The 18,156-nt window shown below is 60.3% G+C and carries 10 protein-coding genes and 2 pseudogenes; 3 read left to right on the forward strand and 9 right to left on the reverse strand.

Going from position 1 to position 18,156, the window contains the following annotated elements; genetic code table 11:
• Nucleotide 1 precedes the first annotated feature (1 nt).
• The 5 genes and pseudogenes from L904_RS13785 to L904_RS13805 all read right to left on the reverse strand — a co-directional run.
• Nucleotides 2-4,479, reverse strand: a pseudogene (locus L904_RS13785) (DEAD/DEAH box helicase family protein); the annotation flags it as partial.
• Nucleotides 4,480-4,579: 100 nt separating this feature from the next.
• A complete protein-coding gene (locus L904_RS13790; RefSeq protein WP_035263505.1) occupies nucleotides 4,580-4,981 on the reverse strand; it encodes a DUF3085 domain-containing protein in 402 nt (133 codons plus the stop codon).
• A 14-nt stretch (nucleotides 4,982-4,995) separates the two neighbouring features.
• Nucleotides 4,996-5,598, reverse strand: a complete 603-nt coding sequence (locus tag L904_RS13795; RefSeq protein ID WP_035263504.1) for a DUF1419 domain-containing protein — start codon at nucleotides 5,596-5,598, stop codon at nucleotides 4,996-4,998.
• 143 nt (nucleotides 5,599-5,741) lie between these two features.
• Entirely contained in the window at nucleotides 5,742-6,704 is a 963-nt protein-coding gene (locus L904_RS13800; RefSeq protein ID WP_035263503.1) for a DUF3991 and toprim domain-containing protein, read from the reverse strand.
• 212 nt (nucleotides 6,705-6,916) lie between these two features.
• Nucleotides 6,917-7,099 (reverse strand): hypothetical protein, encoded by a 183-nt coding sequence (locus L904_RS13805; RefSeq protein WP_035263502.1) that lies wholly within the window; start codon nucleotides 7,097-7,099, stop codon nucleotides 6,917-6,919.
• 722 nt (nucleotides 7,100-7,821) lie between these two features.
• Between L904_RS13805 and L904_RS13815 the strand changes: the two genes are divergently transcribed.
• Entirely contained in the window at nucleotides 7,822-8,661 is an 840-nt protein-coding gene (locus L904_RS13815; protein WP_080707332.1) for a DUF3800 domain-containing protein, read from the forward strand.
• A 52-nt stretch (nucleotides 8,662-8,713) separates the two neighbouring features.
• Here the strand turns inward: L904_RS13815 and L904_RS13820 are convergent, their stop codons facing one another.
• The 3 genes and pseudogenes from L904_RS13820 to L904_RS13830 form a co-directional block, all read right to left on the reverse strand.
• A complete protein-coding gene (locus tag L904_RS13820) occupies nucleotides 8,714-11,971 on the reverse strand; it encodes an error-prone DNA polymerase (RefSeq protein WP_035263499.1) in 3,258 nt (1,085 codons plus the stop codon).
• Nucleotides 11,968-13,478 (reverse strand): annotated as a pseudogene (locus L904_RS13825) (DNA polymerase Y family protein). Before L904_RS13825 ends, L904_RS13820 begins: the two are co-directional and overlap by 4 nt.
• The gene (locus tag L904_RS13830) at nucleotides 13,399-14,151 is read right to left on the reverse strand and encodes an ImuA family protein (protein WP_035263497.1); all 753 of its coding nucleotides are present in this window, start codon (nucleotides 14,149-14,151) and stop codon (nucleotides 13,399-13,401) included. The pseudogene L904_RS13825 and the gene L904_RS13830 overlap by 80 nt, the downstream one beginning before the upstream one ends.
• 280 nt (nucleotides 14,152-14,431) lie before the next feature.
• On the opposite strand from L904_RS13830, the gene ligD reads away from it, so the two are divergent.
• Complete coding sequence (gene ligD / locus L904_RS13835; RefSeq protein WP_035263496.1) at nucleotides 14,432-15,484, forward strand: non-homologous end-joining DNA ligase; 1,053 nt, start codon at nucleotides 14,432-14,434, stop codon at nucleotides 15,482-15,484.
• 58 nt (nucleotides 15,485-15,542) lie between these two features.
• Complete coding sequence (locus L904_RS13840; protein WP_059762529.1) at nucleotides 15,543-16,316, forward strand: SOS response-associated peptidase family protein; 774 nt, start codon at nucleotides 15,543-15,545, stop codon at nucleotides 16,314-16,316.
• A 214-nt stretch (nucleotides 16,317-16,530) separates the two neighbouring features.
• Here the strand turns inward: L904_RS13840 and L904_RS13845 are convergent, their stop codons facing one another.
• Nucleotides 16,531-18,117 carry a hypothetical protein gene (locus tag L904_RS13845; RefSeq protein ID WP_059762527.1) on the reverse strand — a complete coding sequence of 529 codons (1,587 nt, stop codon included), beginning with the start codon at nucleotides 18,115-18,117 and terminating at the stop codon, nucleotides 16,531-16,533.
• Nucleotides 18,118-18,156 lie beyond the last annotated feature (39 nt).

Raw genomic sequence — 18,156 nt, forward strand, 5'->3', positions numbered from 1 at the left:
GCGCGGCCCTCTCAGCGGCCGCGTCATCGACCAGGGGGTTCGCGAGCGCTTCCTCGACTTCCCGGAGTTTTTGGCGCTTGTCGGCAAGTTCACCGGCGAAGGCGAAGGCGCCGCCCTGCCGGGACTGATAGGATGCAAGCCTGCGCCGGTACTCTTCCAGACGCTGGCGGTAACGCTCCTGCTCCTCCTCAAACCCGTCAAGCGCATGTTCAAGACGGGAGATCGCCCCGAGCGGCGTGACGGTGACCGGCAATTCGATTTCATAGTCAGCGCCGGTGCGCTGGAGCAGCGTTTGGTGGTGGTAGTTGTCGCCACGGCCGAACGTTTCGCCGGTATAGACGAGATCGAACCCGCCGATGCAAGCGGTGTGAACCTCGCCCTGTTGCTGTAGCTGAACCAGAGTGAGGATTTCCCTCATCAACGCTCGTCCAGCCTCCTTGCGATCGGTGTATGGCTTGCCCATCACCGTCATGGCGAAGCTTTCCCCTGACGTTGGAACAAGCCGTTCGATATCCCGGCCGATCTCACCGATGCGTCGCTTTGCAGTCTCGATCTCACGCTCGGCATCGCGGATCTGCCGGCGGACGGCATACTGATCGTCCTCATGGGCGGCCCGCAGCCGTTCGAGCCTGGCGATATCGGCCTCCAGCCCAGCCTTCTGCATCAGGCGCTCGTCTCCGGAGGCGATGGCCTTGGCCATCGCGAACTGATTGGCAGCGCCTTCGTTGAGGTCTTCGAGCCTGCGGATTGATGTGTCACCGCTGAGCGCAGCGGCAATGAACCGCGCCTTGCGCTCGTTGTTCTGCCACATGGTCGCGTCGAGGGACCCTTGCGTGGCATAGGCGAAGATATCAATCTCGTCATGCTGGTTGCCCTGACGGACGATACGTCCCTCCCGCTGCTCGATCTGCGAGGGAAGCCACGGCACGTCGAGATGGTGCAGGGCTTTGAGGCGTAGCTGCGCGTTGACGCCGGTCCCCATGGTCTCTGAACTGCCTATCAGAAAACGAACTTTGCCGGCGCGGACATCACCGAACAGCCGCTGCTTGGCCTCCGTCTTCTTGAAGTCCTGCATGAAGGCGATTTCCGAAGCGGGAACGCCCATACGGATCAGTTCGTCGCGGATCCAGCGATAGGCCGAGAACCCCCGAGATGCCTCGACATTGATCGTGCCGAGATCGGAGAAGATCATCTGGGCCGCGCCTGGAAGCTCGTATGGCTTGCCGTCCGGACGGATGTAGCTGTTGTCTGCTGTCTCCTGCCAGATGCGGTGGGCATTGCGGACCAGAAGATTGAGCTTGTTGTCCGGTTCGTCCCCCATGGCCGGCATCACGAGCCTGAGATCGATTGCCGCATGGCGGCCGTCGGTGATGACGGAAAGCAGAATGTCATCACCTGGCTCTGGAGGACGATCACGCTCCTCGATCGCCTTGATGCGAGTTTCGAGGATCCGCTGATACGTCTTGAAGGCCGGCGTCGGGGCCGCGGTCAGGATCTGCCGCTTGCCGGTGGCGATATCGGGCATCTTCACATATGCCTTGAGATCCTCCGGCATCACCACGTCGGCGAAGGCGCGGAACATGGCGATCAGTTCGGGCACGTTGACAAAGGAGGCGAAGCGGCTGACCGGCTTGTATTTCCCTGACGGCTGAAGCTCCAGTTCCGTCTTTTCGTCGCCGAAGTTGGACGCCCAGGCGTCGAACTCATGCAAGCCACGTTCATGCAGGGCTTGGTAGCCGAGCAGCCGTTGGATGGAGAACATTTCCCCGAGCGTGTTGGTGATCGGCGTGCCCGACGCCAGCACCAGAGCACGACCGGGGTTCTTCGTTTCGATGAAGCGCGACTTGACGTAGAGGTCCCAGGCCTTTTGCGAGCCGTTCGGATCAATGCCCTTCAGCGTCGACATGTTGGTGGCGAAGGAGAGTTTTCTGAACTCTTGCGCTTCATCAACGACAATCTGATCCACGCCGATCTCGGAGATCGTCAGAAGGTCGTCCTTGCGGGTGGAGAGACCCTGCAAACGTTCTTCCAGTCCCTCCTTCAGCCGCTCGAGGCGCTTTCGCGAGACGCGGTCCTCACTATCGACTTTGGTCAGTAGGTCCTCGTAGAGCTGCAGTTCGTCCTGGATCATCTGTTGCTCGAAGGCCGAGGGCACGGCGATGAAGCGAAATGCCGAATGCGTAATGATGATTGCATCCCAGGTGGCAGTGGCCGCCCGCGACAGAAACCGGGCGCGCTTGTCCTTGGTGAAGTTGGTCTCGTCTGCGACAAGGATCCGTGCGTTTGGATAGAGCGCCAGAAACTCGCGGGCCGCCTGTACCAGGCAATGGCCGGGCACGACAAGCATCGCTTTGGCGATCAGGCCGAGCCTCCGCTGTTCCATGATGGCCGCCGCCATGGTCATGGTCTTGCCGGCGCCGACGGCGTGGGCGAGATAGGTCGAGCCGGAGGAGATGATCCTCCAGATGCCGCGTTTCTGGTGGCCATAAAGAACAAAGGCGCCTGAGGCGCCCGGAAGTTGAAGATGGCTGCCGTCGAATATTCGCGGCGCGATATTGTTGAACCGGTCATTATAGACCCGCGCCAGCCGGTCGGTACGATCCGGGTCGGTCCAGATCCATGACTGGAAGGCCGTCTTGATCTTCTGCAGCTTGTCGCGGGCCGCTTCGGTGTCGACCACGTTCAAAACCCGGCGCTCGCCATCGGCGTCCTTGAAGGTGTCGAAGATCTGCGGCACCCGCGAGTTCAGGGCGTCGGCGAGTAACTCGCCCGCGTGTCGGCGGTCCGTCCCCCATTCCGACGTGCCGGTCGCGATATAGCCGAGTTGGCGAGCTTCCACCGTCCACGACCCGATTTCCGGCATGTGGTGGATTTTGATCTCGGCGCCCATCGTCTCCCTGACGAAGGCGACCACATCGGAGGCCGAGATCCATGGTGCGCCGAGCCGGGCCGTGATATCGGACGGCCGAAGATCGGCGGGCTGCACCTCTTGCAACGCGCTGACATTCCGTTTGAACGCTGGGTCGAGGTCGGCAGCTGCGATGGCCGCGGCAAGTTTCGTGCGCACCGGTCCGGAGAGATAAGCGTCCGACGTCTGCCATGCGCCATCAGCCGGGTTCCGGAAGATGGCATCGCCGAGATCGCCAATCACCGCACCCGGATCGCAATGCAGCAGTTCGGCGATATGGTCGATATCGACGTGACCACGTTCATTCAGCACGACGGCGAGTGCATCGGCAGGAGATGTGATGGTCGGCGCAGCCGGCGGCGCAATCACGCGTTCGGAAAAGATCGGACCCGGCTTCGCCGTGTCGGTCTCCAGATCGTAGTCCTCGATCGAGGCGACCAGCCAGCAATCGGGATCGTCGCGGAAGGGTGCAAGGTTCGGCTGGCGATGGGTCTCCTTGACCTCGCCGGTCTCCGCATCCTCCTGGATCGAAACGGTGGTATGATTGATCGGCCCGAAGTCGCGCACGAAACTCGACCAGGCGATGCGCAGGCGGACCTGAAGATCCTTCCACGGGCGATCCTGTTCCTGCGCCTTCAGCACTTCGCGCACCGCGTCTCGGATCGGGATCAGCTTCGAGATAATCCGGACATGCTTTTCCGAGATGCCATCCCCGCTGCGCGCCTTGCGCACCGTGACCGGTACGGGCGCGCCTTCGAGGATCTGCATCAGACCCTTCGACCGGTCGAGGAAGAAGCTGCCTTCGCGGATTGCGCCGTCCCTCGGCTGCAGATCGACGATGTCGGCGAGTTCGTCCTCCAGCTCGGTGTCGATCTCCGTCGGCTCTCCGTCGTAGATGCCCTCGGGAAGAAGTTCGGTGACGGCGATCAGGGCGGCCTCGAGACCGAGTCCGAAGTGAGGCCTGCAGGTATAGGTTTCGCCAAACGGTCCGGAGGTCAGCGCGTGGGTGCCGAGAACGAAGTCGGGGTGCCGGGCGAACCAGCGATTTACTCGGATCGCGCCCTCATCCTCAATGGCGGGGCGGACCTCATCCACATCGAGCCATGTCTGGTCCCCCTCCGGCTCGCCAACCTTGCGCTTGCGGAAGAACAGGATGTCGACCACGACGTCCGTGCCGGCGTCCTGACGGAAACTGCCCTCGGGCAAAATCCGGTGAAGCGGATCAGACGCTTCTGCTGCTCGCGTGTTGCCGCGATGGCGAGCTTTTCGAGCTGGTCGGCGGAAAGAATGGCAGAGATGTTCAACCGCGCACGCTCCTTCCAAGAGGCGGCCAGGCCGCGATCCTCGCCATCGTCGAAATGGAAGTTTTCACGATCGCCCTGTTTGCGCGCAACAGGAGCCGGAACGCCGATGGGCCGTATGGCCGAGGCGAGTGCCGGCGGTGTGGGTTCGGGATTGTCGTCATTGGCGGCCTCAGACGCAAAATTGCCGAATGCGGTCACGCCAAGGCCAAGTCCTGACGAAAGAGCGGTATTGCCAAACATGTCGAGCGTGAAGGGATCGTTGCTCATGATAAAAACTCCTTTTGAAAGCGCGCGTCATCGGTCCGCCACTGGGACGGGGCGGCTAACAGACGCTGATTGACGTTGGAGATCCCGCTACGACGGGACGTTACGACCATTCGATGATGAAGAGTTCCATCGAGTCCGGCTGAAAGCTGACACCGAGATGCCTGGCGTTTGGGCAGGCAGAGGTCATGGCCTCCAGCTGTGCGGCCTCGATGAATTCGACGCCGTCGTCTCCACCGAAAGTTCTGCGCTTCACCTCGAACCAGTCGTCGTTGGTGCGGGGATCGCATTCGAGCGCGTAAGCAACGAAAGGCTTTTCGCCATCGGGCAACTTGCCGTTCGAGCAAAGATAGACACCGTGATCACCCACCAGCCAGACACCCGGCTGCTCGTCGCGACCGGGATGAAGTCCATAATGGGGATTGCGAAAGCCGCCATTGGCTTCTGCGTCGGCGCGACCGCGGGCGATCACCGCCCGCATGGATTCGATCGGGAAGGAAAGCATGGATAGGATCCTACTCACGCTGCGATCGCGTCAGGCAGAAAGCGCAAATGCACCGGAAGCTTGGCGGCGATCTCATCCTCGGTGAGATCGTCGAGCAGCTTCACGATGGTGCCCTGGCGTCCACCGTAGAACAACACGGTGCGCTTGCCGCGGTCGTGGTCTCGCCAACGCTCACCGGCATAGCCGCGATACTCGTCGTTCGTGCTCGACCAGATGTGATCCAGGCGTTCCTCACGCGTCATCGCCCGAACGGGCCGGGTTTCGCGCTCGATAATCGCATCGCGCATCCGCTCAGACGACTCCCTGTCGGCGAGATCGCAATAACCATGGAAATGCCGCATGCGGTCATCGATCTTCAGCGTGTAAAAAACGCTGGTGATGCTGTCGGTGAGGAATTCGCGCATGGCGAACATCTCGCCGCGCGTCCACAGCGGCGGCAGAATCTCGAACATGTAGTCGTGCTCGCGCTCGCCGATCTCGAACCATTCGCCGCGGTAGAGGGCACCATCATCGCCCTCCCAGCGGTTGGGGCGCTGCGCGTGTCGATCGAACATGCGGAACATCTGCCGGCGATCGGCGACACCCTGATAAACTTTGCGGATAGGAGAGAAGGTCATGAGCGGGGCTCCTTCAGCCTCGTCCGTGCGGGAGCGCGGCGGATCCTCATGGTCGCCATCTTCTCTTGAGCCCTTCCTGACCCCTCCCCTCAAGCCGCCTCTCCGTCCGGGCGGGTCAAGGGCCGGCGTAGCCGGGCGAAGCTTCACCCTTGACGCGGCCGGCGGGCATGCGGCAGGCCTCCCTCTCTTTCCATTCTTCTTTCGCTTCTTTCTTGCTCGCGAGCGCGTAGCGCATCATTCCAGTCCTCGGCCGGCGGCTTCAGCCGTAACCAGTCGCAGCACGTCTCATCGGCAATGTCGCGAAGGCGGCCGGCAAAACTTTCGCCCTGGCTGTTGGCGTCGGTGGCCGCGACCAGAACAGCACCGGGACGCGCGACCAGCTCGCGGAGGGCCTCCTCCGTCGTCGGCGACCAGCCTCCGCCGGTGCTGAGATAGAGGCTTCCCTCGCGCAGCCCTTCGAAAGCGGCCAGGCTCATGGCGTCGATCGCTGCTTCGGTGACGCACAGGCGCAGGGCGTCTTTGGCACCGAGCCGGAACAGCACTTTCGATCCGCCCGTCGAAAATCCCCGCCAGTCCGGGCCGCGCTCTTCCCAGCCGGTCACGGCACCAGCGTCATCGACATGGGCCGCCCACATGCTGCCGTAGGGCCCTTCCCGCAGGACGTTGGTCTCAACAGCGGCCCGGATGATCCTGTTCGGCACGTTTCGATCGGTTGAAAGGTAGCGCCATGTCATCGACCCGCGCCATGGCTTTCGCCGACCGTGCCATAGCTCCAAGATGGATGCTGCAGGAGCCGTATCGCGCACCGAACGTCGCCACTCTGGCTCCTGCAAGTCGACCCCGACCAGCGACGCGACACGATTGAGAGCATCAACAAAGTTGAAGCCCTCCACGTGCTGAACGAGGCTGAAGACATCGCCCTTGGCTTCGGAGAGCGGGTCGAACCATCCCCTGCCGCCGTGTATAACGATTACAATCTCCCCGCCACGCCGGTATTTGATTGCCCGCCGCGTGCTTTCCTTCAGATCGACCGCGAAGCCTGCCTGCTCCAGCACGACGGCGCACGGGACACGATCCCTTAGCTCTTCCAGTCTCTGTTTTTCCATCCTTATGCCGGCGCTCCTGGTGCCGCCCTTCTTGTCCGATTCATTTCTCCCGCAATTTGCGGGACCGTTTCCGACGGTCCGCGAAGAGCAAAGGAGGCAAGGGCACGGCTGGCAACCTGCAGATCTGCACCTTGGCAACCAAGGGGGCCGCACCAGCCGCGGCGAAGCTTCCCTTGCCGCCTGCAGCTCGCAAGCGGTAAGGACATGCCGGCTCAATGAGCCGGCCCGTACGCGAAGGGATCGAACTCCGCGATGGTCTCGACCTCGCCGTCATCGAGTTCGTCGCTCGGAAGGACGCCGAACTCGCCGCCAGACCGGAAAAGCGTGACCGGGACCATAAGGGTGCGGGAAAGCTGGAAGGCGTGGTTCTGTGCGAGGGTGAGATCTGTGTTCATCGGAGGGCTCCATCGTTGGAGCGGGCCGTTCCCGCTCGATGGCTCCCGTCAGTGTCCGGAACCGGTCGCGATCACCGCGAAGGCAAAGCCGAGTGGCCGCACGCTTGCGTAGCGGACCCCGCAGCGGGTTGATCGACGGAGATCCGGGGCTGGACCAGGCAGCCATCCATCAAGAGCGGGATCGGGACGCCTTCGTAGGCCGCCTCAGACAAAAATCGATGATGCCGATGCGGATTCTGTCGCCGTCTCCCATCACTACGCAGTTGGTTCCGCACTCCGACTTCCGGGTCGACGGCGATGCTCATCGCGACGACTCCCATGCGGTTAGAAGCGGAAATTTCGGGACATTCTCCGACACCCTTAGCGCATAGGTGCATTGCACAATTTTTGTTTGCGCGTCGCACATATTCTAGGCATAAGGGTAATAGCTGATGCACACGATGGCCTTCCCCCAGCGCCATCGCGTCAGTTGTTCCCCTCTGGAGGTTTTGACCTTCACACTTCAAGGGCCTCGGTTTTCCGGTGGCCCTATTTTTTTGGCGCCTTAACAACGACGGCAGACAGACGATGTATCTGGTTCTTGTTCAGGCTCCCTCGCATGCGGAGCCACCCACTTGAAAAGCCATCACCCAGGAGATATATATTGCTCATAGTCGAGAGCGCTGATCCGTCGGTGCGTTGAACGATTGTTTCACTCGGCTTACCGAATTCGAGCGGACCGCATGCGGTCCGCTTTTTCGTTTCAGGGGGATTCGTTGCATCTACTATATCTCGACGAGTCTGGTCACTCGCATGATCCAAGCTCCGACTTCTTTGTCCTTGCAGGCTTTAGCATATTCGAGCGCCAAACGCATTGGCTGGAAGCCCAGATAGATCCCGTAGCTGCGCGCTTTAGCTCAGCCAATCCCCGAGAAATCGAGTTTCACGGAAATCCGATGCGATCGGGCAACGGAACCTGGAGAGGTGTGCCTCCGAACGACCGAGTTCAAGCAGTCGTCGATATCTTGTCGCTACTCGCCGACAAGCAGTTGCAGTTGAAGGTCTACGCCTGCGTCATCGAAAAAAAGCTCTTCTCTCCGAACGATATTCTGTCTCGGAGCTTCGAGGAGGTGGCTTCGTGTTTTGATGGCTATCTGAAGACGCTTTATAAGAAAAAGAACCCCCAGCGCGGCTTGGTCATCCTCGACAAAAGCAACTATGAGGAGAAAATCCAAACCCTCTCTCATGTGTTCAAGCACGTGGGGCATGCCAACGGGCAACTTCGCAATTTTGCCGAAGTCCCGCTTTTTCTGGATTCGAAGGCATCGCGCCTGATTCAGATGGCGGATTTGATCGCCTACTGGATTTTCCGTCACTTTCAGTCAGGCGACCAGCGTGGCTACGACCTCATAAGGCCCTACTTTGCCCGGTATGGCATCGGGCCAGTCTCAGGTCTGCGCTGTCATGTCTCGCCAGAGACGGAGGCGCGCCTCGCTTCGCTTCCAGTTCCAGCTCACCCTTTTCCGAAAGCAACGCCGAAAGCTATTGCCGCCGCATCCCAAGTCACCACGCCTGAGGATTAAAGCGGTTTTGAAGGTGCACGCGCTCCCTCGGCACGCTCGGTTTTAGCATTTTTCAGTGAAAATTCCTGCTTTTCACCTTCAGCGTATCGATATGAATATCTGGCGTGAACATGTCCCGCGGGACGACCGGCTTCGGCCTGTCGCGTGAATCCGGCCCGCCACCTCCATGGGCAAACTCATCGCCGCGACCAGCCGGCAGCTTGAAGTCGGTATCCAGATCGGCAAGGCCAACCAGATCGCCTGAGAGATCGAAGAGTTGCTGGGCGACGAGATGGACGACCTCTCCTTCCCGCTGAATACGCCCGTTGATCGCCATCATCGAGGATCCCAGCACGATGCGCCTGCGCTTCTCGAACAGAGTGGGCCAGACAACGACGTTGGCCGGTCCGGTCTCGTCCTCGATGGTGATAAACATCACACCCTTGGCCGATCCCGGCTTCTGCCGTACCAGCACGAGTCCAGCGGTGTAAACCCATCGGCCATCCCGGGCATTCATCGCCTCGGCACAGGTGATGATATTGCGTGACGACAGGTCCTTGCGCAGAAAGGCGACCGGATGCTGGCGCAAAGTCAGCCCGATGTGGCTGTAGTCCTCGATGACGTTGTGCCCATCCGTCATCTGCCGAAGCGCGACCTCCGGCTCCCGCTGCTCAGCAATCGCTGTCGCCTCGCGTTCGGCTGCAGCTGCAAACAACGGCAAGGGTTCGTCGCGCAGCGCCTTGATCGCCCAGAGCGCATCGCGTCGTTCGAGTTTGAGCGATGGCAGGAAGGCATCGGCCTCTGCCAGTTGGACAAGCGCTTCGGTTGGAACACTGGATCGGCGCCACATATCATCGACTGAGGCGAACGGGTTGTTCATGCGCGCTGCAACGATCCGCGCCGCCTCCGCGACCGCCAGTCCCCTCACTTGCCGGAAACCGAGCCGAACAGCATGTCGATCGGTGCTGCCGATCCTTTCCAGCGTGCAGTCCCATCGCGAGCGGTTGACGCAAACCGGCCTCACCTCAACGCCATGCTTGATCGCGTCCCCGACGATCTGAGCCGGAGCATAAAAGCCCATTGGCTGGCTGTTGAGAAGGGCTGCACAAAACACGTCCGGGTAATGGCACTTGATATAGTTCGAAGCATAGGCGATCAGCGCAAAGGAGGCGGCATGGCTTTCGGGGAAACCGTAGGAGCCGAAGCCTTCCAGCTGCGAAAAGGTCTTTTCGGCAAACTCTGGCGAATAACCATTCTTCACCATCCCCGAAACCAGCTTGTCCTTGAAGCGCGAGACGCCGCCAGTGAACTTGAAGGTCGCCATGGATTTGCGCAGCTGGTCGGCCTCACCACCGGTAAAGCCGGCACAGACCATGGCAACACGCATGGCGCTTTCCTGAAACAGCGGCACGCCCAGCGTCTTGCCGAGCACCGCCTCCAACTCGGGTGTCGGATACTCGACCGGCTCCTTGCCTTCGCGCCGGCGAAGATAGGGATGCACCATATCGCCCTGAATTGGGCCCGGTCGGACGATCGCCACCTGCACGACGAGATCGTAGAAGGTGCGCGGTTTTAACCGCGGCAGCATCGCCATCTGCGCGCGGCTTTCGATCTGGAACGTGCCGAGCGTATCGGCCTTGCGGATCATCGCATAGGTGGCGGCATCTTCCTGCTCGATCTTCGAGAGATCAAGATCCTCGCCCTTGTGTTCGTGGATGAGGTCGAAGGCTTTCGCCATGCAGGTGAGCATGCCGAGCGCCAGCACATCCACCTTCATGAATTTCAGTGCCTCGACGTCGTCCTTGTCCCATTCGATGATCTGCCGGTCTTTCATCGTCGCTGGCTCGATCGGCACGAGATCGTCGAGCCGGTCATGGGTGAGGACAAAGCCGCCGGGGTGCTGACCGAGATGACGCGGCGCGCCCATAAGCTGCCGCGCGAGTTTGAGGGTGAGCGCTAAGCGCCGGTCGTCCGGGTTGAGATTGAGCTCCCTGATGTTTCTGTCGGGTACTTCTTCCGACCAGGACCACATGCCTGACGATAGCGCCTTGATGACATCCTCCGGCAGGCCGAGCGCCTTGCCGACATCGCGGATCGCGCCCTTGGCCCGGTATCGGGTGACGGTGGCGCAGAGTGCCGCCTTGTCCTTGGTATAGGTCTTGTAGATCCACTGGATGACCTCCTCGCGCCGTTCGTGCTCGAAGTCGACGTCAATATCCGGCGGCTCGTCGCGTTCCTGGCTGACGAAACGCTCGAAGAGGAGATCATTGGTCGAGGGGTCGATCGATGTGATGCCGAGAATATAGCAGACGGCGCTGTTGGCGGCGGACCCCCTGCCCTGACAGAGAATTCCCTGGCTTCTGGCAAAGCGGACGATCGAAAACACCGTCAGGAAATAAGGCGCGTATTTCATGGTGCGGATGAGATCGAGCTCGTGCCGCAGGGTTTTCAGGACATCAGGAGGCAATCCTTCCGGATAGCGGTCGGGCACACATTCCCAGACATAATGCTCGAGCGAGGCTTGCGCATCCTTGCCAGGGACGATGGCTTCCTCCGGATATTGGTAGGTCAGTTCCTCGAGACTAAATTTGCAGCGCCGGACGATCTCCAAGGTCCTTGACAGTGCTTCAGGATAGCGCGGAAACAGGCGCTCCATCTCCTCCGGTGGCTTCAGATAGCGATCCGCATGGCGCTCACGCTCGAAACCGACATCATCGATCGTGGTGTTGTGCCTGATACAGGTGACGATATCCTGCAATTGCCGGCGGCCCGGCTCATGAAACAGCACATCATTGGTGACGACGGTTTTGACCTTGAACCGCGCCGCCATGTTGGAAATCTCATGCAGACGCAGCTGGTCGTTGGGGCGCCGGCGCAGGCAGAGAGACACGTAAGCGCGATCACCAAATAGCTCAGCCATTTTTCGGAGCTGCGAGACGCAGGTGGCATCCGGCAGATCCGGCACCAGAATGCCGATCATGCCCTCGGAGTAAGCGACGATATCGTCCCAATGCAGGATACAGTTGTTCTTGCCGCCACGCGATTTGCCGAGCGTGATGAGGCGCGTCAGGCGCGAATAGGCGGAACGGTCCATCGGATAGACCAGCACAGACATGCCGTCGGCGAGATCGAGGCGACAGCCGACGACAAGACGGACACCCGTTGCACGCGATGCTTCAAGTGCTCGGACGATGCCTGCCAGAGAATTCCGATCGACGACGCCGAGTGCCTCAATACCGAGCCGTTTCGCTGTCTCGAACAGTTCCTGTGCCGAGGAGGCGCCGCGCAGGAAGGAAAAGTGGGTCGTCACCTGGAGCTCGGCGTAGCTCATGCGAAGATCCCGTGGCAGAACCAGCGATGGGACCCGGTTTCGGGATCCACTCCGTCGCCGGAGCGGAACACCCACAGGCGCTCACCGGATTCGTCTTCGATGACGAAATAGTCGCGCACCGCCTCCATTTCCGCGTCGCGCTGCCACCATTCTCCAAAAATGCGTTCCGGGCCATCGGCACGCTTAACCTTGCGCCGCTTGCCGCGCCAGACGATCGAGACCGGCGGGCGGTCCGGCATCAGCGCAATCGCCTCGATCAGTTCGGGTCGTGGCAAAAGCCGGACTGGACGGCGCCAATGGCTGACCCAGGCAACAGCGATCGGTTCAGCAACGGGACTGATCCGCTGGACCGATCGTTCCGGCACATCGGATGCAACCGGCGCGACGCGGTAAACCCTCTGCCCCCGGTTTCCATAAATATCGATGAGCGGTGTCACATCGGTGATGTCATCCTCGACCAGAGCAGAGACTTTCTGCGCCTCCTCCAATGGCTCTACCATGACGGCGACAAGGGTGAGCCTCTCGATCCCGAAACCCGGCTCGATCTTTTCCGTCCGGTCCCGAAAGAGTTTCGTCAGCCAGGCGACATCCCGGGCAGGCTTGGCGGTGCCGGCGCGGATCGCCTGCCTCGTGCCATCGACCTTCTCGACGATGAGGTCGGCACGACGCACGCCAAGCCCTCGCTTCTGAAGTTCATCGACCAGACGAGCGACAAGCCGCCCCACATATTTGTCGATCGTTTCGGCTGCCCCGATCGGTTCAGCGAAGGCTTTCGAGACTTCGATCAGCTCAGGCGTCCGGATCGGCCGATAGGCTCGGCAATACGACAGAGCGTCTGGTCGAGACGGCGCCCGATCTCCGGACCAAAGCGCAACGTCAGCGGCGCACGTGGGGTATTGGCAAGTTCACCGATCGTCTGGAAGCCGAGAATGCGCAGATCGCTGACAATCTTCGCCGGCAGGCGCAGAAGCGAGATCGGCAGCTTTTCGACCGCCCGAACTGTCTCACCCGGCCTAACCACGATCGTTTCGCGGTTGATGGCGCGGGCGCAGGCGTGGGCCGCACCCCAGCTGTCGGCGACCGCCACACGGGCAGTCAGCTTCCTGCCCAGAAACTGGTTGGCGATCTTAGTCACCATTGGCAGCTCGCCGCCCTGCAGGTGGTCGGCGCCTTCGGTATCCATCACGATGCCGTCGATCCCGTCAATCGCGACGATCGGCGAATAGATGGTTAGTGCCCACAGTGTGATGCGTTCGAGTGCGACGCGATCGGCTCCGGGATCTGCATCGACCATCATCAGGCCATGAAACAGCGACTGCGCCTTTGCCGCCGGCATGCCGACATGCACGCCTGCCGCTCTGGCAGCCGGGTCGGCAGCCGAAACCCATCGCTTCGAGCCGCTTCTTGCGATCACGGCAATTGGCTGTTCAGGCGGAATGGAGGGATCTGCCCGCCGAATACGATCCGTCGGCAGATCCGGAAGATAGATCGAGACGACCCTTGTCATCACACGCCCTCACGAGAAACTCAGCACACTCACCCGCTTTCACGCGCATCAATTCCAGAAGCCATTGAGCCCTGCCCACCCCCGGTACCGGCAGCTCCTCCGACGGCATCACGCTCACCCGCCACCGCGTGGTAGAGGCCGTGGGCTGGCCAAAATCATTCGCTTCCGTCTGCCGCCGCCATCGCCGGACCGCGAGCGCCATCGTCCCGGTTCGCTCGGCGGCGAGCTGTAAGCGGCGGGAACTGACCATGGGCAAGCGTACAAGCTCGCCGACGACAGCGCCGAGACCGCCGAAGGACAGCCCCTCCTCCATATTGGCCAGCACATCCTCCTCCCTGTCGGACTCGACGAAGATCACCCGATCGGCATGCAGCCCGACCTGGGCGAGTGCCGGAAAAAACAGATCCGGTCGTGTCAGGCACCAGATAACCGGGCCTTTGGTTCGCGCGGCAATGCCGGCGACACAAAGGGCTGCCGCCGCGCCATCCACCGTGCCCGACCCGCCGCCGGCAAATTCGTGCAGCGCGCCATAGGCGAGACCACCGCCGGGCAAGGCCGCATCGATCTCGGGGACACCGAAGGCGAGCGTTCCGGCCCGCCTCGCGGCTCCGCCCTCCATCGAGGCGATGCGGTCGCGCAAGTCGCAGATCACCCTCTGGCGGGCAGCAGTCATCGTTCACGGCTCCCTTCAAGATCGTGTTCAAAGATCGACATCATGTCGTACGGGTTATATGTTCATTGTTTGTTCTCATGCCGCGAAAGAGTCAAGCACCACAGAGTGGAGGAATATTATCCCAGCATTAGGAAATCCAAAGATTCCAAGAGGATTCAAGGATGTAACCAGAGTTAAGATTTTTGCCGACCCCCTGTTCCCATTGAGCCGCAGTGGTGGATAGCGGGGACAGATGTGCAACGTCACAATGTTCTTAAGGTTTTTGTGCTGAACTCTCGGCATGACGAAGCCCCCGAGACCAAAGCCGCTTCTTCGTGATGCCGAAGCCCCGATCCGCTCGAAGCCACGTCGGAAGCGCAACCCGGCGCAGCCACAGCTTCTGTTCGATCCCATGCCTGATCGCGTTGAGCCGGCGCTCGCCCAACTGAAGGCGCATCCTCCAGTTGGCGACCAATGGAGCTGGGAGCTGAAATGGGACGGCTATCGACTGGCTGTCCATATCGAGCCGACGGGCGTCCGGATCCTCACCCGTGGCGGCCATGACTGGACGCATCGGTTTCCGGCGATCGAACAGGCCGCCCGGGCGCTCGGCCCGGCGACGATGATCTTCGACGGTGAGGCCGTTGTTCTCGATGACGATGGGCGGCCGGATTTCGGGCTGCTGCAGCAATCCCTGGGTGCTTCCGGCAAGACAGCTGGCACCCGGGCGTCTGATGCCGTCCTCTACGCCTTCGATCTCCTCTATCTGGACGGCCATGATCTTCGAGATATGGAATACCGATCGCGTCGACATCTTCTCGAGGACACGCTCGATGGCAAAGACGGCGCCATCCGCCTTTCGGAAACGATTGAGGCCGACCCTGATGTCCTGCTTGAGCATGTCTGCAGCCTTGGACTTGAGGGCATTGTCGGCAAGCATCTCGATCAGCCCTATCGTTCCGGCCGGACCGGGGACTGGGTGAAGATCAAATGCGTCCAGAGCGAGGCCTTCATGGTGGTGGGCTATGAGCCATCGACGGCGTCGCCCGCCGGCTTCGGCTCGCTGGTGCTTGCTGGCTATCGCGGTGATGAGTTGGTCCATGTCGGAAACGTCGGCACGGGCTTCAAAGAGGCCGAGATGACCAGGCTGCGCAAGATGCTGGACAAGCTGCGCTGGAAACGAAAGCAGCCGCCGGTGCCCTATGCCGGAAAGGCAGATATTGTCTGGGTCGAGCCGACTTTGATCGCCGAAATCGAGTTTCGGGCGTGGACCGGAGACGGCAAATTGCGACACGCTTCCTACAAAGGCTTGCGGGAACGGCAGGACAATGCCGACGTTTACAAACTCGACTAGCGAAGCGTGCGCGATGCCGTGAACATACTGCGTCCGGTCAAAGCGGAGGATGGCCAGCATGTGTAATCTTTATCGGATGGAAGACAAGGACTGGGTCTCGAAATGGGCCCAGGACGCCGAAAGCCTGATCAACCTGATGCCGGCCTATCAAATGAACCCCGACCAGGTGGGTCCGATTGTCCGAAACACGGCTAACGGCAAGAAGAAGCTCATACATGCGCGCTGGGGCCTACCCTCGCCGCGTTTCGCTCTCGAGAAAGCAGCTAAAGCCAAGGCCGAGAAGCTCGCGGCTAAGGGTAAGCCCTTCGATCTTGAGGAACTGATCCGGATGGAGGCCGACCGCGGCACAACCAATGTGCGGAAGTTAAATTTCCCGCACTGGACGCGATGGTTCGGCGTCGAACATCGATGCCTCGTCCCGGTTACCAGCTTCGCCGAACCGGATCCGGCGAGCAAACAGGACGGTGGCAATGTACCCAATGCCTGGTTTGCTCGCGATGAGGGGAAGTCGCTGATGTTCTTTGCCGGCATCCATGTCCCGCAGTGGCAGAGTGTCCGGAAGGTCAGGGACGGGCTCACGACCGACGATCTCTACGGTTTTCTGACCACGGATCCCAACGATCTCGTAAAGCCGATCCACGAGAAGGCCATGCCCGTTCTGCTGCTGACGAAGGAGGAAACCGATATCTGGATGCGGGCGCCTTGGGACGAGGCAAAGGAGCTTGCCCGCCCGCTTCCGAACGATGCGCTGATAATTTTGTCTCGTGAGCCGTATGGGTCGACGATAGTTTCGAAGTCGGGGGAGCCGATTGAGCAGGAAAGCCTACTTTAACGCTTACCGAACATTCTTCCGGCCGCGCCTAAGGTTGGCCGTTATGGTCAAGCGGCCGGCCTACCCGACTGGGTGGAATTGTCGGCGCTGCGGCTCGAGCCACGGACCATACCCTTTTCCGAGTTGGCGATGATCTGGTCCCGATTTTGCGCGTGAACTGGTTCTTTCGCCGCGGGGATTTCATGCTAAGCGGGCGAACTGCTTAATTATTTCATTACAATTCTCGCGCCGGGCTCAATGTCGAGCCGATAGCCCAGTTTTCAAATGCCGCGGCAACAAGTGCGGGACCGGTAGCTCTGCGCTCGCGTTTCGATCTTCCTACAGTCCTATCTATGAAGTCCTCGGTACTGGCCCCTACCGCACGGGCGATGTCATCGACCACTCGCGGCTGGCCGCCAATGATGCTGAATTCCCGATCACCGCGCTCAATGGTCTCGATGGGTACCTCGATCAATGTAGTATATTGGGCACCGGCAAGTTCCAGCGTTAAAGGTGCGAGTAGAGTGTCTTGCGAATCTACGATACCATCTTCTTCCCAGCGCGGGATGAAGAGGTTCGCACCTGGAGTTGAGCCTAACGCCAGGAGGGCTTGGCGTTGCTCTATCCAGTCATAGAAGTCGGCCAGGATAAGTCGGGGCTCGCTGGTCCTGTTGTGCCGTTCGATCGCAGACACCATACGGCGAAGCATAGGAGCAGCCGGAATCCAATTACGGAACGGCCCTTCGTCGCCTTCTGCAACAGGCAGTTCCAAAGTTGCCGATCCGATCTCGATTTTCAGTTTCTTCTTCGGGCGCGCCAGTATCGCCCCCACTTCGATTATCGTAACCGCCTCATCCAACCCGACGGAGCGAGATCCATCATAGTCGAAAAAAATATCTGCTCGCTCGTTCTCGAAATCGAGATTCACCTCAAAAAAGTTGTTCGCAAGCCGAATTGGAGCTTTCTCTCCACCTTCTACGAAGGGCGGCACTACATACGTGTTGACTCGAAACCTTGTCCAACTCCCGTCCTCGATATCTTCGAGTTCAATTGAGGCAGCCATGAGTGGCGGGGCGTCGAATTCGAGGACCGCGCTTCGGAAGAAATCCGTATCATTGTCGAGAGCAATGCCAAACCGCCGACGCTCTACGGTCAGATGCTCGACATCGATCACCCGTCGTTTGCCCAGGAATAGGTTGTGAATCTTATCGCGCGCGTCCTCACCTGGAACAAAGAACCTCCCAACAACCGCGCCGTCTTGAAATCCACACGTCTGGCGCTGATTGATCTTTGTTTTTATATAATCAGAGTATGGCCCACCACCAAGCATAGCATCGAGGGCGGTCGATAATCCTTCGCCGGCATTGCCCAATTCGATGGCGCGATCCACGGGTACGGGAACGGTTATCTTGTGAAGCTTGCGATTGCCGCGCGCCTCCTCTTTTCTGGCCCTACGCAGTGTTTTGTGGATGATTACCTCATCCACCGGAACAATCAGGTTGCGCGTCGGCAATCTGCTTCCGCCGCCAAATTCAAGCACGGCGATCGCGGCAGGAAGGTCGGCGTCGACGAGGTGCTTTAGCGCGGAAAGCTTGATGCGGGGTGCCTCCCCTGCCCGATCCGTCGATTTGACCTGCACCAAGAATTTCGCGAGTTCGTTTTGTCCGTCGAGTGGCCGGTCAAGCGCCCGCGCCGGATCCCGTTCGAGAAGAAAGTCCCAACCTAATCTGTCGACCGCAGACTTCTGGGCGCGAAATCCTTCTGGCTGGCACCAGCTGAGAAACTGGTTTTCTCCTATCGTGCCGACATCACGCTCGTCCATACGCATCCCTCGTGCAGCCGGCACTCGCTGGGCAATGTT

The organism is Agrobacterium sp. LY4 (assembly GCF_001526585.1).
GTDB lineage: Bacteria > Pseudomonadota > Alphaproteobacteria > Rhizobiales > Rhizobiaceae > Agrobacterium > Agrobacterium leguminum.

What these genes read in the sequence shown, in the direction of transcription:
- L904_RS13840 (WP_059762529.1), top strand. Translation starts at nt 15,543, where the DNA reads ATGTGTAATCTTTATCGGATGGAAGACAAGGACTGGGTCTCGAAATGG.
- L904_RS13815 (WP_080707332.1), top strand. Translation starts at nt 7,822, where the DNA reads ATGCGGTCCGCTTTTTCGTTTCAGGGGGATTCGTTGCATCTACTATAT.
- ligD (WP_035263496.1), top strand. Translation starts at nt 14,432, where the DNA reads ATGACGAAGCCCCCGAGACCAAAGCCGCTTCTTCGTGATGCCGAAGCC.
- L904_RS13820 (WP_035263499.1), bottom strand. Translation starts at nt 11,971, where the DNA reads ATGAGCTACGCCGAGCTCCAGGTGACGACCCACTTTTCCTTCCTGCGC.
- L904_RS13845 (WP_059762527.1), bottom strand. Translation starts at nt 18,117, where the DNA reads ATGGACGAGCGTGATGTCGGCACGATAGGAGAAAACCAGTTTCTCAGC.
- L904_RS13790 (WP_035263505.1), bottom strand. Translation starts at nt 4,981, where the DNA reads ATGCTTTCCTTCCCGATCGAATCCATGCGGGCGGTGATCGCCCGCGGT.
- L904_RS13800 (WP_035263503.1), bottom strand. Translation starts at nt 6,704, where the DNA reads ATGGAAAAACAGAGACTGGAAGAGCTAAGGGATCGTGTCCCGTGCGCC.
- L904_RS13805 (WP_035263502.1), bottom strand. Translation starts at nt 7,099, where the DNA reads ATGAACACAGATCTCACCCTCGCACAGAACCACGCCTTCCAGCTTTCC.
- L904_RS13830 (WP_035263497.1), bottom strand. Translation starts at nt 14,151, where the DNA reads ATGACTGCTGCCCGCCAGAGGGTGATCTGCGACTTGCGCGACCGCATC.
- L904_RS13795 (WP_035263504.1), bottom strand. Translation starts at nt 5,598, where the DNA reads ATGACCTTCTCTCCTATCCGCAAAGTTTATCAGGGTGTCGCCGATCGC.